At 71.1% G+C, this 14,462-nt stretch carries 12 protein-coding genes; 8 read left to right on the top strand and 4 right to left on the bottom strand.

Annotated elements, in window-relative coordinates; translation table 11 throughout:
- The first annotated feature begins 152 nt into the window (after nt 1-152).
- Nucleotides 153-962 carry a putative protein N(5)-glutamine methyltransferase gene (locus ACFYY2_RS22860; protein WP_388745714.1) on the top strand — a complete coding sequence of 270 codons (810 nt, stop codon included), beginning with the start codon at nt 153-155 and terminating at the stop codon, nt 960-962.
- A gap of 128 nt (nt 963-1,090) precedes the next feature.
- A complete protein-coding gene (locus tag ACFYY2_RS22855; RefSeq protein WP_388745712.1) occupies nt 1,091-4,087 on the top strand; it encodes a bifunctional [glutamine synthetase] adenylyltransferase/[glutamine synthetase]-adenylyl-L-tyrosine phosphorylase in 2,997 nt (998 codons plus the stop codon).
- A gap of 54 nt (nt 4,088-4,141) precedes the next feature.
- Here ACFYY2_RS22855 and ACFYY2_RS22850 read toward each other — a convergent pair whose 3' ends face one another.
- Both ACFYY2_RS22850 and ACFYY2_RS22845 read right to left on the bottom strand, forming a co-directional pair.
- Complete coding sequence (locus ACFYY2_RS22850) at nt 4,142-4,987, bottom strand: phosphatase PAP2 family protein (protein ID WP_388746058.1); 846 nt, start codon at nt 4,985-4,987, stop codon at nt 4,142-4,144.
- Nucleotides 4,988-5,174: 187 nt separating this feature from the next.
- A complete protein-coding gene (locus ACFYY2_RS22845; RefSeq protein ID WP_388745710.1) occupies nt 5,175-6,218 on the bottom strand; it encodes a LacI family DNA-binding transcriptional regulator in 1,044 nt (347 codons plus the stop codon).
- A gap of 358 nt (nt 6,219-6,576) precedes the next feature.
- Between ACFYY2_RS22845 and ACFYY2_RS22840 the strand changes: the two genes are divergently transcribed.
- The 5 genes from ACFYY2_RS22840 to ACFYY2_RS22820 all read left to right on the top strand — a co-directional run bounded on the left by ACFYY2_RS22840 (nt 6,577) and on the right by ACFYY2_RS22820 (nt 12,584).
- On the top strand, nt 6,577-7,848 hold the full coding sequence (locus ACFYY2_RS22840) for an extracellular solute-binding protein (RefSeq protein WP_388745708.1): 1,272 nt from the start codon (nt 6,577-6,579) through the stop codon (nt 7,846-7,848).
- Nucleotides 7,849-7,869: 21 nt separating this feature from the next.
- Complete coding sequence (locus tag ACFYY2_RS22835; protein ID WP_388745706.1) at nt 7,870-8,886, top strand: carbohydrate ABC transporter permease; 1,017 nt, start codon at nt 7,870-7,872, stop codon at nt 8,884-8,886.
- Entirely contained in the window at nt 8,883-9,761 is an 879-nt protein-coding gene (locus ACFYY2_RS22830; RefSeq protein ID WP_388745704.1) for a sugar ABC transporter permease, read from the top strand. Before ACFYY2_RS22835 ends, ACFYY2_RS22830 begins: the two co-directional genes overlap by 4 nt.
- A 97-nt stretch (nt 9,762-9,858) precedes the next feature.
- The gene (locus ACFYY2_RS22825) at nt 9,859-11,541 is read left to right on the top strand and encodes a glycoside hydrolase family 13 protein (protein WP_388745702.1); all 1,683 of its coding nucleotides are present in this window, start codon (nt 9,859-9,861) and stop codon (nt 11,539-11,541) included.
- Nucleotides 11,526-12,584 carry a LacI family DNA-binding transcriptional regulator gene (locus ACFYY2_RS22820; protein ID WP_388745700.1) on the top strand — a complete coding sequence of 353 codons (1,059 nt, stop codon included), beginning with the start codon at nt 11,526-11,528 and terminating at the stop codon, nt 12,582-12,584. The genes ACFYY2_RS22825 and ACFYY2_RS22820 overlap by 16 nt, the downstream gene beginning before the upstream one ends.
- Before the next feature lie 58 nt (nt 12,585-12,642).
- Here the strand turns inward: ACFYY2_RS22820 and ACFYY2_RS22815 are convergent, their stop codons facing one another.
- A complete protein-coding gene (locus ACFYY2_RS22815; RefSeq protein ID WP_388745698.1) occupies nt 12,643-12,852 on the bottom strand; it encodes a DUF397 domain-containing protein in 210 nt (69 codons plus the stop codon).
- Nucleotides 12,849-13,727, bottom strand: coding sequence for a helix-turn-helix domain-containing protein (locus ACFYY2_RS22810; RefSeq protein ID WP_388745696.1), 879 nt, complete (start codon nt 13,725-13,727; stop codon nt 12,849-12,851). The genes ACFYY2_RS22815 and ACFYY2_RS22810 overlap by 4 nt, the downstream gene beginning before the upstream one ends.
- Before the next feature lie 163 nt (nt 13,728-13,890).
- On the opposite strand from ACFYY2_RS22810, the gene ACFYY2_RS22805 reads away from it, so the two are divergent.
- Nucleotides 13,891-14,328, top strand: a complete 438-nt coding sequence (locus ACFYY2_RS22805) for an ATP-binding protein (protein ID WP_388745694.1) — start codon at nt 13,891-13,893, stop codon at nt 14,326-14,328.
- Nucleotides 14,329-14,462 lie beyond the last annotated feature (134 nt).

Below are 14,462 nucleotides of genomic sequence, written 5' to 3'. Positions count from 1 at the left end.
GTAGTCTGACCCCTCCCGAGACCGGGACCGACCCAGGAGGTGAGACCCATCAACGCTGTCGCAGGACGGGTGCTCCCCTCTCGTCGTCGCCGGCCCGACCGGGTCTGAGCGGCCGCGGAGCGCCCATCGGTTTCCCCGAAAGGCTCCGCCCCATGCAGGAATTCCCGCCCCCGCTCGACCTCTCCGCCATCGTCACCGCACTGCGCGCCGCCGGCTGTGTCTTCGCCGAGGACGAGGCCGGACTCCTCCTCTCCACGGCCGGCGGACCCGCCGAGCTCGCCGCCATGGTCGACCGCCGTGTGGCCGGGCTGCCACTTGAACACGTGCTCGGCTGGGCCGAGTTCTGCGGACTGCGGATCGCGGTGGACCCCGGGGTCTTCGTGCCCAGGCGCCGCACCGAGTTCCTGGTCCGGCAGGCCGCCGCCCTGGCTCCGGAGCGGGCCGTCGTCGTCGACCTGTGCTGCGGTTCGGGGGCGCTCGGCGCGGCGCTGACCGCCTCGCTGTCCGGGGCCGAACTGCACGCGGCCGATGTCGAACCCGCCGCGGTGCGCTGCGCGCGGCGCAACGTCGGCGACCGGGGGACGGTCTACGAGGGCGACCTCTTCGCGCCCCTGCCGCACGCTCTGCGCGGTCGCGTCGACGTCCTCCTCGCCAACGTCCCGTACGTGCCGACGGACGACGTGGCCCTGCTGCCCCCGGAGGCGCGCATCCACGAGCCGCGCGTCGCGCTCGACGGCGGCGGTGACGGGCTCGACGTCATGAGGCGCGTGGCCGCGGAGGCGACGGGCTGGCTGGCCCCGGGAGGCAGCCTGCTGGTCGAGGCGAGCGAGCGGCAGGCGGCGCGCGCCGAGGAGGCGCTGGGAGGCAGCGGGCTGATCCCCCGCGTCGTCGTCTCCGAGGAGCTGTACGCCACCGTCGTCATCGGGACGCGGCCGCTTCGGCCCGCCGTCGGGAAGGCGTGAGGGAGGGGGCCCGCGCGCCCCGGCGGAGACGCGGAGGGAGCGAGGGCTCCGCCCCCACTCCGTATTCACCTGCACAGGGCTAGGCTCGAAGGGCGGATATGGGTGGTCGGCTGGCGGGAGAACACGGGATGACGACGGTGCCGGGGCGCAGGAGCAGTACGTTCACCAGGCTGCTGCGGCACGGTTTCACCGATCCGTCGGCCGCCGAGAGACTGCTGGATCTGCCCGAGCTGTCGTCCGTACGGGCCGATCCGGTCCTCTTCGACGCGCTCGGGGCGACCGCGGACCCCGATCTGGCGCTGAACAGTCTCGTCCGGCTCGTGGAGGCCGAGGAGCCCGACGAGCGGCAGGTCCTCCTCGACACCCTCGTCACGGCGAAACCGCTGCGGGACCGGCTCCTCGGCGCGCTCGGCGCCTCGGAGGCGCTGGGGGACCACCTGGCACGGCATCCGCACGACTGGCACGCCCTCGTCACGTACGAGGCCACCGATCTGCATCCCGGGGTCCCCGAGTTCGAACGCATGCTCGATGGTGTCGTGGATCCTGACGGACTCCGGGTCGCCTATCGCCGGTGCCTCCTGTCCATCGCGGCACGCGACGTGTGCGGGACGACGGACGTCGCCCAAGTCGCTGCCGAGCTGGCCGACCTCGCGACGGCCACCCTGCGGGCGGCACTCGCCCTGGCGGCCGCCGCGGCCCCCGCCGACGCCGCGCAGTGCCGGCTCGCCGTCATCGCGATGGGGAAGTGCGGCGGACACGAACTCAACTACGTCTCGGACGTCGACGTGATCTTCGTGGGCGAGCCCGTCGCGGGGGCGGAGGAGAGCGGCGCCCTGCAGGCCGCCACCCGCCTCGCCGCCCACATGATGCGCATCTGCTCGGACACCACCGTCGAGGGCACCATCTGGCCCGTGGACGCCAACCTCCGCCCGGAGGGCCGCAACGGACCCCTGGTGCGCACCCTGTCCTCGCACCTCGCCTACTACCAGCGCTGGGCCAAGACGTGGGAGTTCCAGGCCCTGCTGAAGGCCCGGCCGGTGGCCGGCGACCCCGGCCTCGGTGCGGAGTACGTCGCGGCCGTGTCGCCGCTGGTCTGGCAGGCCGCGGAACGGGAGAACTTCGTCGGCGACGTGCAGAAGATGCGCCGCCGCGTCGTCGACAACATTCCCGTCGACCGGGTCGACCGTGAGCTCAAGCTCGGCCCCGGCGGGCTGCGGGACGTCGAGTTCGCCGTACAGCTCCTGCAACTCGTCCACGGCCGCAGCGACAGCACCCTGCACTCCGGGTCCACGCTGGAGGCCCTCGCGGCCCTCGCGGGCGGCGGCTACGTCGGCAGGGCCGACGCCGCCCAGCTGGACGAGGCCTACCGCTTCCTGCGCTCCATGGAGCACCGCATCCAGCTCTACCGGCTGCGCCGCACGCACCTGGTCCCCGAGGACGAGGCCGACCTGCGGCGGCTCGGGCGCTCGCTCGGGCTGCGTACGGACCCGGTCGCCGAGCTCAACAGGGCGTGGCGCCGGCACGCGTCCGTGGTGCGGCGGCTGCACGAGAAGCTCTTCTACCGGCCGCTCCTGGACGCGGTCGCCCAGCTCGCCCCCGGCGAGAGCAGGCTCAGCCCCAAGGCCGCCGTCGTGCGCCTCGAAGCCCTCGGCTACGCCGACCCCGCCGCCGCGCTCCGGCACCTGGAGGCCCTGTCCTCCGGGGTGTCCCGGAAGGCGGCCATCCAGCGCACGCTGCTTCCGGTGCTGCTCGGCTGGTTCGCGGACTCCGCCGACCCGGACGCGGGACTCCTCGGCTTCCGGCAGGTCTCCGACGCGCTCGGCAAGACCCCCTGGTACCTCCGCCTGCTGCGCGACGAGGGCGCCGCCGCCGAGAACCTCGCCCGGGTGCTGTCCGCCGGGCGGCTCGCCCCCGACCTGCTCATGCGGGCCCCGGAGGCCGTCGCCATCCTCGGCGACCCCGAAGGTCTGAAGCCGCGCCGCCGGGAACACCTGGACCAGGAGGTGCTCGCCGCGGTCGGCCGGGCGCAGGGCGCGGAAGCGGCGGTCGCGGTGGCGCGCGGGGTGCGGCGGCGGGAGCTGTTCCGCACGACGGCGGCCGACATCATCGGCTCCTACGGCACCGAGGACAGCCCGGCGGAGCCCGATCCCGGTGCGCTGGTCGACCGGGTGGGCTCCGCGGTCACCGACCTGAACGCCGCCACGCTCTCCGGCGCCCTGCGCGCCGCGGTGCGCGCCCGGTGGGGGGACACCCTGCCGACCAGGTTCGCCGTCATCGGGATGGGCCGCTTCGGCGGACACGAGCTGGGTTACGGGTCCGACGCCGACGTCCTGTTCGTGCACGAGCCCCGGGAAGGGGTCGCCGACGAGGAGGCGATGCGGGCGGCCAACACCGTCATCACCGAGATGCGCAGGCTGCTGGAGCTGCCGACGGCCGATCCGCCGCTGCTCATCGACGCCGACCTCCGCCCGGAGGGCAAGAGCGGGCCCCTGGTGCGCACCCTGAAGTCGTACGCGGCGTACTACCGGCGGTGGTCGCTGGTCTGGGAGAGCCAGGCGCTGCTCCGTGCCGAGCCCATGGCCGGTGACGCGGAGCTGGGCCAGGCCTTCGTGGAGCTGATCGACCCCCTGAGGTATCCGGTGGAGGGCCTCGGGGACGACGCCGTGCGTGAGATCCGGCGGCTCAAGGCCCGGATGGAGTCCGAGCGGATGCCGCGCGGCGCCGACCCGACGCTCCACACCAAGCTGGGGCGGGGCGGACTGAGCGACGTCGAGTGGACGGTGCAGCTCATGCAGATGCAGCACGGCTGGGCCGAGCCCGGGCTGCGGACCACGCGCACCCGGGAAGCCCTCGCCGCGGCGTGCGCGGCCGGCCTGATCCCGGCGGAGGAGGCGCAGACCCTGGACGAGGCCTGGGTCCTCGCCTCACGGGTGCGCAACGCGGTGATGCTGGTGCGAGGGCGGCCGGGCGACACCTTCCCCTCGAACCCGCGCGAACTCACCGCGGTGGGGCGCTACCTCGGCTACGAGCCGGGGCACGTCGGGGACATGCTGGACGACTACCGGCGGATCACCCGGCGGGCACGGGCCGTGGTCGAGGAGAGGTTCTACGGCGCGGCCGGCTGAGGGGCACCCGGCCGCGTGCCGGGCCCGGAGCGCCGCCGGGCGGACCCGGAAGGGTCAGACCTTCTCGGCGGCGCTCGACGCGGTCGCGCGCGGACGCACTCGTGCCCGGGGATCGCGGCGCAGCGCGCGCAGTCGTCCGGTGCGGGCGGCCACCTGTCGGGGGAGGCGGTGCGGCAGCGTCCCGTACCAGGCGTACGAGAGCGCGAGGCCGAAGCTCAGGCACACCATGCCGCCCACCGCGTCCAGCCAGAAGTGGTTCGCGGTCGCCACGATCACGACCAGCGTGGCCATGGGGTAGAGCAGTCCGAGGATGCGCGCCCAGGGCGCGGACGCCAGGGCGAAGATGGTCAGCCCGCACCACAACGACCAGCCGATGTGCATCGACGGCATCGCCGCGTACTGGTTCGACATGTGCTTGAAGTTGCCCGAGGCCATGGAGCCCCAGGTCTGGTGCAGCAGCACGGTGTCGAAGAACCCCCCGCCGTTCATCAGCCGGGGAGGGGCCAGCGGGAAGAGGTAGTAGCCGAGGAGCGCCACCGCCGTGGTCGCGAACAGGACGAGGCGGGTGGCCGCGTAACGGCCGGGGTGGCGGCGGAACAGCCAGATGAGCACGCCGATCGTCACGACGAAGTGCAGCGTCGCGTAGTAGTAGTTCATCGACACGATCAGCCATGTCACCGAATTGACGGCGTGGTTGACCGACTCCTCGAAGGCGAGCCCCAGGCTGTGCTCGACCGACCAGATCCAGTCGGCGTTGCGCAGGGCCGCGTCCTTCTGCTCGGGCACGGCGTTGCGCACCAGCGAGTACAGCCAGTAACTGACCGCGATCAGCAGGATCTCGAACCAGAGGCGCGGACGGCGCGGGGCCCGGAGGGCCGCGAGGGAGAAGCGGGTGCGCAGGCGTGACCCCTTGATCGCCCGGGTGGAACCGGACTCCGTCACTCCGTCCGCGACGGGTGACGGGGTGGCCGCCGTGCGGTCTTCCTGTGTGGTCACGTGCGATTCACCCATAGGCGCAGAGTCTGCCAGATACGTCCCCCTCCGCCCGATGATCCTACGGACGGGTTCCGGTCGCACGTTCTGTTCCTCACGGACGGGGGCGGGCTGCCGCTGAGTGGCCGGGCCCGGAGGCCGTCGAACCGCGGACGACCAGCTCGGGCATGAACACGAACTCGCTGTGCGGTGCGGGCGTGCCGCCGATCTCCTCCAGCAGTGTGCGCACGGCGGCCTGACCCATCGCCGTCACCGGCTGACGGATCGTGGTCAGCGGCGGATCGGTGAACGCTATGAGGGGCGAGTCGTCGTAGCCGACCACCGAGAGGTCCCCCGGGACCTCCATCGACAGCCTGCGCGCCGCCCGGATCGCGCCCAGCGCCATCATGTCGCTCGCGCACACCACCGCGGTGCAACCGCGCTCCATCAGCGCCGAGGCGGCCGCCTGGCCGCCCTCCAGCGTGTACAGGGAGTGCTGGATCAACTCCTCCACGGCACCGGCCGTGAGGTTCAGCTGTTCCTGCATCGTGGCGTGAAATCCCTCTATCTTGCGGAGCACCGGCACGAAGCGCTTGGGGCCGACCGCCAGGCCGATGCGCTGGTGGCCGAGGGCCACCAGGTGCGTCACCGCGAGCCGCATCGCCGCCCGGTCGTCGGGGGAGATGAACGGCGCCTGGACCTTGGGCGAGAAGCCGTTGACCAGCACGAACGGGACACCCTGGGCCCGCAGTTGCTCGTAGCGCTGCATGTCGGCCGAGGTGTCGGCGTGCAGCCCCGAGACGAAGATGATGCCCGAGACCCCGCGGTCGACGAGCATCTCGGTGAGCTCGTCCTCGGTGGAGCCGCCGGGGGTCTGGGTCGCCAGCACCGGGGTGTAGCCCTGCCTGGTCAGCGCCTGGCCGATCACCTGGGCCAGGGCCGGGAAGATCGGGTTCTCCAGCTCGGGCGTGATCAGGCCGACCAGACCCGCGCTGCGCCGGCGCAGTCGCACAGGGCGTTCGTAGCCGAGTACGTCGAGCGCCGCGAGGACGGATTCGCGGGTGGCCGCTGCGACACCGGGCTTGCCGTTCAGTACTCGGCTGACCGTCGCTTCGCTGACCCCCGCCTGAGTTGCGATATCGGCAAGCCGTGCGGTCATGAGGGGACTGTACCGGGCGCGTGTCGGATTGCCCACCATGAGCGGGATTCGGGCAGTCCGACCCGGTCGGCCGCGCCCGCGGGGCTCGCGGCGGCAATATCTTGCAAGAGCTTGCGGGCGACGATCCACCCTTGCGATCCGATCTTCCTACCGGTCACCGCACGGTTCTGGCCAGGCATGCGCAGGGGTTCGGCGGTTCCGTCAAGAGGCTTGACGGCAACCTTGAGGACACGCCAATGTAACGATCACCGGCGCTTGCAGAAATCTTCCGCAAAGTCTTTCGGACGTCTTTCATCCTTGTTACGTTCACGTCGACCCGGCGCCGCGACGGAGCGGTACGGCAGTTGAAGGAGTTCAGATGCGACGTGGCATAACGGCCACCGCCCTGGTCGCGGCCCTGGCGCTCGCGGCGACCGCCTGCGGCAGCGACGACGAGTCCGGCGGCGGCAAGAGCTCGGGCGAGCTCTCCGGCACGGTGACGTGGTGGGACACCTCGACCGTCGGCAGTGAGGACAAGGTCTTCAAGAAGCTCGCCGAGGGTTTCGAGAAGAAGCACCCGAAGGTCGACGTCAAGTACGTCAACGTCCCCTTCGGTGAGGCGCAGAACAAGTTCAAGAACGCCGCCCAGGCCGGGGCCGGTGCCCCGGACGTCATCCGCTCCGAGGTCGCCTGGACCCCCGAGTTCGCCGACCTCGGCTACCTCGCCCCGCTGGACGGCACCACCGCGCTGAAGGACCAGGACGACTTCCTGGAGCAGGCCGCCGCGTCGACCGAGTACAAGGGCAAGACCTACGCGGTCCCGCAGGTCATCGACTCCATGGGCATCTTCTACAACAAGAAGATCTTCGCGGACGCCGGCGTCGAGGTCCCCAAGAACATCGCCGACCTCAAGACCGTCTCCAAGACGATCAAGGACAAGACCGGCAAGACCGGCCTCTACCTGCGTGGCGACGACGCGTACTGGTTCCTCTCCTTCCTCTACGGCGAGGGCGGCGACCTGGTCGACGCCTCCTCCAAGTCCGTCACCGTGGACAAGCCCGAGGGCGTCAAGGCGTTCGAGACCGTCAAGGACCTCGTCGACTCGGGCGCCGCGAAGACCGACGCCACCGACGGCTGGGAGAACATGCAGTCGTCGTTCAAGGACGGCAAGGTCGCGATGATGATCAACGGCCCCTGGGCCGTCGCCGACACCCTGACCGGCAAGGAGTTCACCGACAAGGCGAACCTCGGCATCTCCCCGGTGCCGGCCGGCTCGGCCGGACAGGGCGCCCCGCAGGGCGGCCACAACCTCGCCGTGTACGCGGGCTCCAAGAACCTGGACGCCTCCTACGCCTTCGTCGACTACATGACCTCGGTGGAGTCCCAGGCGCAGACCGCCGGTGAGCTGAACCTGCTCCCGACCCGCACCTCCGTGTACGCCAAGCAGCAGGCCGTGCACAGCGAGATCGTGCAGTTCTTCAAGCCCGTCGTCGAGACCGCCGTCGAGCGCCCCTGGATCCCGGAGACCGGCAGCCTCTTCGCGCCGCTCGTCACCGAGTACACCAAGGTGCTCACCGGCCAGACCACGCCGGAGAAGGCCGCTTCGACGACCGGCGACTCCTACCGCAAGCTCCTCAAGGGCTGGAAGTAACCCAGGAAGGCAGGCCGGCTGATGGCTGTCCACACCAGCCAGTCGGTGGCGAAGGCCGCGGGCGACGACGTCGCCCGCGGCCGGAGCCGCGGTACTGGTCAATCCGCTCCACCGAGCAGGCTCCGGCGGGCCGTGTCGGTCCACTGGTACGCCTGGACCATGGTCGCCCCGGTCGTGATCGTGATCGGCGTGATCATCGGATACCCGCTGGTCCGCGGCATCTACCTGTCGCTGACCGACGCGAACGAGCGCAACGTCGCCCGGTCCATCGGTGTCAACGAACTGCCCGCCACCTACGAGTTCGTGGGCGTCGACAACTACGTCGACGCGCTGACGGGTACCCAGTTCCTCGGCACGCTCGGCTGGACACTGGTGTGGACGGTCTCCTGCGTGGGCATCACGTTCTGCCTGGGCATGGCCCTCGCCAACATCCTCAACCGCCGGATCGCCGGACGCTCCGTCTACCGCATGGCCCTGATCCTGCCCTGGGCCATCCCCGGCTTCGTCTCGGTGTTCGCCTGGCGCTTCCTCTACAACGAGGACCGCGGGCTGCTCAACAAGATCCTCGGCGGCGCCGGGATCGACGGCATACCGTGGCTGAACGACCCCGCGTGGGCCAAGTTCTCGGTCATCGCCGTCAACGTCTGGCTGGGCGTGCCGTTCATGATGGTCGCCCTCCTCGGCGGGCTGCAGTCGATCCCCTCCGAGCACTACGAGGCCGCGGAGATGGACGGCGCCACCGCCTGGCAGCGCTTCCGGCACATCACGCTGCCCGGGCTGCGCCCGGTGTCCACGACGGTGATCCTGCTCTCCACCATCTGGACCTTCAACATGTTCCCCGTGATCTTCCTGCTGACCCGCGGCGGACCCGGTGAGGCCACCCAGATCCTGGTGACGCAGGCGTACAAGTTCTCGTTCGAGATCAGCCCGCGCGACTTCGCGCAGTCCTCCACCTGGGGCGTGCTGATCCTCGTACTCCTGATGCTCTTCGCCATGGTGTACCGGCGAGTGCTCCGCACGCAGGGAGACAACTGGTGACCACCGCCACGGCAACCCCGAGCCGGCACGGCGCGCGCAAGGTCCGCCGCCGCGGCGACCGCTCGCCGGCCGCCTCCGTCGCCCTGCACCTCACCCTGATCACCGCCTCGGTGATCGCGGTCTTCCCGGTGCTGTGGGTCCTGCTGACCTCGCTGAAGCCCGCCAGGTACGCGACGACGACGGACTTCTTCCGCGAGACGACCTACGAGAACTACACGAACCTCATCAAGGACACCGAGTTCCTGAGCTGGTTCGGCAACTCGGTGGTCGTCGCGGGACTCTCCACCGTCATCGGCGTCTTCGTCTCCGCCACCACCGGCTACGCCGTCAGCCGCTTCCGGTTCCCCGGCAAGCGCGGGCTGATGTGGACGCTGCTGATCACCCAGATGTTCCCGGTCGCCGTCCTGATCGTGCCGATCTACAACATCATGTCGACCATCGGCCTGCTCAACCAGCCGGCCGGCCTGGTCATCACCTACCTCACCATCTCGGTGCCGTTCTGCGCCTGGATGATGAAGGGCTTCTTCGACACGATCCCCATGGAGATCGACGAGTCGGGGCAGGTCGACGGGCTCACCCCCTTCGGCACGTTCTGGCGGCTCATCCTGCCGCTCGCCAAGCCCGGCCTCGCCGTCACCGCGTTCTACTCCTTCATCACCGCCTGGGGCGAAGTGGCCTACGCCTCCGCCTTCATGGTCGGCGACGAGAACCTGACACTCGCCGGCGGACTGCAGAAGTTCGTCAACCAGTACGGCGCCCAGTGGGGCCCGATGACCGCGGCGTCCGTGCTCATCGCCATCCCCGCCGCACTGGTCTTCCTCTTCGCGCAGAAGCACCTCGTCACCGGCATGTCCGCCGGAGCCGTCAAGGGCTGACGCGCCCAGTCCGCACGACCGCACGCCACGTCACGGCGGCGCCGGATCCCCGACCCGGTCCCGGCGCCGCCCCCCACCCAGACACCCCAGGGACGACATGACCCAGCACCTCGCTGCCCCCTCCACCGGCACGTCCGACGACGCCCCGGGCCACCGCACCGGCTGGTGGCAGGACGCGGTGATCTACCAGGTCTATCCACGGAGCTTCGCCGACGGCAACGGCGACGGCATGGGCGACCTCGCGGGCGTCACCGCCCGGCTCCCGTACCTCAGGGACCTCGGGGTGGACGCCGTCTGGCTCAGCCCCTTCTACGCCTCACCGCAGGCCGACGCAGGCTACGACGTCGCCGACTACCGGGCGATCGACCCCATGTTCGGCACACTGCACGACGCCGACGCGCTCATCCGCGAAGCCCACGGCCTGGGGCTGCGCATCATCGTCGACCTGGTGCCCAACCACTCCTCCGACCAGCACGAGTGGTTCAAGCGCGCCCTGACCGAGGGCCCCGGCTCCGCGCTGCGCGAGCGCTACCACTTCCGCACCGGCAAGGGCGCCGACGGCGAACTCCCGCCCAACGACTGGGAGTCCATCTTCGGCGGACCCGCGTGGACGCGCACCACCGACCCGGACGGCACGCCCGGCGAGTGGTACCTGCACCTCTTCGCGCCCGAGCAGCCCGACTTCAACTGGGAACACCCCGCCGTCGCCGACGAGTTCCGCTCGATCCTGCGCTTCTGGCTCGACATGGGCGTCGACGGCTTCCGCGTCGACGTCGCCCACGGCCTGGTCAAGGCCGAGGGACTGCCCGACCTCGGGTCCCACGACCAGCTGAAGCTGCTGGGCAGCGCCGACGATGGCCTGCCGTTCTTCGACCAGGACGGTGTGCACGAGATCTACCGCAGCTGGCGCACCATCCTCGACGAGTACCCCGGCGATCGCATCCTGGTCGCCGAGGCGTGGACGCCCACCGTCGAACGAACCGCGAACTACGTGCGCCCCGACGAGATGCACCAGGCCTTCAACTTCCAGTACCTCTCCACCGCCTGGGACGCCGCCGAGCTGCGCGCCGTCATCGACACCTCGCTCGACGCGATGCGTCCGGTGGGCGCCCCCACCACCTGGGTGCTGTCCAACCACGACGTCACCCGGCACGCCACCCGCTTCGCCAACCCGCCGGGTCTGGGCACCCAGATCCGTACCCCCGGCGACCGCGCGCTCGGCCTGCGCAGGGCGCGCGCAGCGACCCTGCTGATGCTGGCGCTGCCCGGCTCCGCCTACGTCTACCAGGGCGAGGAGCTCGGCCTCCCCGACGTCACCGACCTGCCCGACGAGGTGCGCCAGGACCCGTCGTACTTCCGCGCCGAGGGCCAGGACGGCTTCCGCGACGGCTGCCGCGTGCCGATCCCGTGGACCCGCGGAGGCAGCTCCTACGGCTTCGGGACCGGCGGCAGCTGGCTGCCGCAGCCCGACAGCTGGGGCGAGCTGTCCGTCGAGGCGCAGAGCGGCAGGGACGGCTCCACGCTGGAGCTGTACCGCACCGCGATCGCCGCCCGGCGCGAGCACCCCGGACTCGGCGTCGGCACGGACGTCCGCTGGCTGGACGCCCCCGAAGGCGTACTCGCCTTCGGCCGCCCCGGCTTCGTGTGCACCGTCAACACCACGGGCGCGCCCGTGCGGATCACCGCCCCCGGCACCCCGCTGCTCTCCAGCGACCGCGTGACCGTGGACGGCGGCACGGTCGACCTGCCCGCCGACACCACGGTGTGGTGGACGGTGTGACCGTCCCCGCACCCAGGACCGGACCGGCGCTGCGGCTCTCCGACATCGCCGGACAGGCGGCCGTCAGCGAGGCCACCGTCAGCCGCGTCCTGAACGGGAAGCCGGGCGTCGCGGACACCACGCGTCAGCGGGTGCTCGCGGCGCTCGACATCCTGGGCTACGAACGCCCCGTACGGCTGCGGCAGCGCAGCGCCGGGCTGATCGGGCTGGTCACGCCCGAACTCACCAACCCGATCTTCCCGGCGTTCGCGCAGTCCGTGGAGCAGGTGCTCGCGGGACACGGCTACACGCCCGTGCTCTGCACCCAGCTCCCCGGCGGCGCGACCGAGGACGAGCTCGTCGAACAGCTCGTGGAGCGAGGCGTCGGCGGGATCGTGTTCCTGTCCGGGCTGCACGCCGACACCTCGGCGGACCCGGCGAGGTACGCGGCGCTCAGCGACCGGGGTGTGCCGTTCGTCCTCATCAACGGCTACAACGAGCGCATCAGCGCCCCGTTCGTCTCGCCCGACGACCAGGCCGCCGTGCGGATGGCCGTCGGGCACCTCGCCGAACTCGGTCACCGGCGGATCGGCCTGGCCATCGGACCGCAGCGCTACGTGCCCTCCCGGCGCAAGCGCGACGGCTTCGTCGACGCGGCCGTAGAGGTGCTGGGCATGGACCGGGAGGAGGCCGGACTCCTCGTCTGCTCGACGCTGTTCAGCGTCGAGGGCGGACAGGTCGCGGCCGGTGCGCTGCTCGACAGGGGCTGCACGGGAATCGTGTGCGGCAGCGACCTGATGGCGCTCGGCGTGGTCCGGGCTTCGCGGGGGAGAGGCCTCGACGTGCCGCGCGACGTCTCGGTCGTCGGCTTCGACGACTCCCAGCTCATCGCCTTCACCGACCCGCCCCTGACCACCGTGCGCCAGCCGGTGCAGGCGATGGCGGCGGCGGCCGTGGGCGCGCTGCTGGAGGAGATCGGCGGGAGCCCCGTACAGCGCACGGAGTACGTGTTCCAGCCCGAGTTGGTGGTACGAGGGTCCACGGCGGCGGTGCGGAGCGCCTGACGCCGCGCGGGGGCGGGACGCGGGAGGGGCCGGGTCCGGAGGGGGGACCCGGCCCCTCTCAGCGCTCCGAGGCGTAGGTCAGGAAGGCGTCCCATGTGGTGGGGGCGAACCCGAGAAACGGGCCCCGGGTGTTCTTGGAGTCGCGCACGTGCACTGTTCCGGGGGTGGTCGCCACCTCGACGCAGTCAGCCTCGCTGCTGTTGCTGCTGTAGCTGCTCTTAAGCCAGTTCAGCTGATGGGTGCCCTCGGCGGAGAGCTCGCTGATCATGTTTCTCCCAGGAGTTGCTCGATGAAGGCCAGTGACTCGCGAGGGGTGAGAGCCTGGGCCCGGATCATGCCATAGCGCAGCTCAAGGATTCGGAGCTGCTTCGGATCGGAGACCGCCCGACCGTTGTACGCCCCTTCCGAGCGCCCCAGAGCCGAGCCGTCCTTGAACTTCAGCACCTGCGTCTCCCCCTGCATTCCGGCATGTTCCTCGCGGTCGATCGGCATGACCTGGAGGGAAACGTTCCGCAACTTGCCCACCATCAGCAGGCGTTCCAGCTGGCGACGCAGAACCATTGTGCCCCCAAGCGGGCGCCGCAGCGTCGCTTCCTCCTGTACGAAACTGAGCGCGGGAGCCGGGGTTCGATCGAAGATCGTTTGCCTGGCCACGCGCGCCGCGACGGCCTGCTCGACCTCGTCCGGCTCGTACTGCGGGAGCCGCATCTCGAACAGGGCCCTCGCGTACTCCGAGGTCTGAAGCAACCCGTGCAGGTTGTGATCGCCGTACGCCAGCAGTTCGACAGCCTGTGCCTCAAGGCGCGCCAGGTCCCGTACCTTCTTCGGATACCGGACCTCCGCCAACTCCCGCTTCAGCATGGCGAGCTTCCCGCCCGCCCCCAGCACGTCGTCCGCGCGGTCCAGGAACTCCGGCCGGGGGATGCGGCGGCCACCCTCGACCTTGTAGACCAGGTCCTCGCCGTACCCGATCGCGGCCCCGAACTCGCCGGCCCGCATGCCCGCCGACTCCCGCCAGGCCTTGATCTGACGGCCTACGGAGCCGACCAGCGCCGCGCTCGACTCGTCATCGGGATCGACCTCCCAACCCGGTTCGTCCGCTCCGTCGCCGCCGCCTGACGTACCGACCTGCTCCACGCTCATCCGTGCCCCACTTCCGACGCGCCTGCGGTTCTCCACCAACCTCTGTCGTCCCCAGCTGGTCACCCTGGACAGCCGGGACAGCACGGGACAAGGACTGGACAATCACCGTACGTAACCGCCTTGTCGCTCTTCACGGTAGGCAGGCGGGGTCAGGCTGGGAGGCGTGACCCAAGAAATCACCCGAACCGAACATTCCGCTCCGACACGGCAGTTCGCCGTGCTGCTCTCGCCCACCCGCCGGGGGGCCAGGCTCGCCCGATTGCTCGCCACCGCCCATCTGAGCCACTGGGGGCTGCCCGCGGAGCCGGCCGCCCACATCGTGGCCGAACTGGCCGCGAACGCCGTCGCGCACGGCCGCGTACCGGGCCGGGACTTCAGGCTGTGTCTCGCGGTGCATCGCGGTGCGCTGCTGCGGATCGAGGTGACCGACGCGCGCGGCGAACGGATGCCTCCCGCACCCGAGGCCGTCGGCCTGCCGGACGGGGAGGCGGAGTCGGGGCGCGGCCTGCTGATCGTCGGGGCACTCGCGGACCGCTGGGGCACCGATGCGGGGCCCGCCCCGCGCAAGACGGTGTGGGCCGAAGTCGACCTCGTGCGGTGACCGCCCACCGGGTCGCGCGAGCGCGCGGCCCGGTGGGCGGTGACGCGGTGGAAGACCTTGCCGGAGGCTCTGAGGGTTGCAGGACCCGGAGCCGACGGATGCGCGGACTCTTCCGGTAAGCACCGCCGCACCCG

The organism is Streptomyces sp. NPDC001822 (assembly GCF_042892135.1).
Lineage (GTDB): Bacteria > Actinomycetota > Actinomycetes > Streptomycetales > Streptomycetaceae > Streptomyces.
Note: the sequence above shows the minus strand (reverse complement) of the source record. Positions and strands in the feature narration are given on the sequence as shown.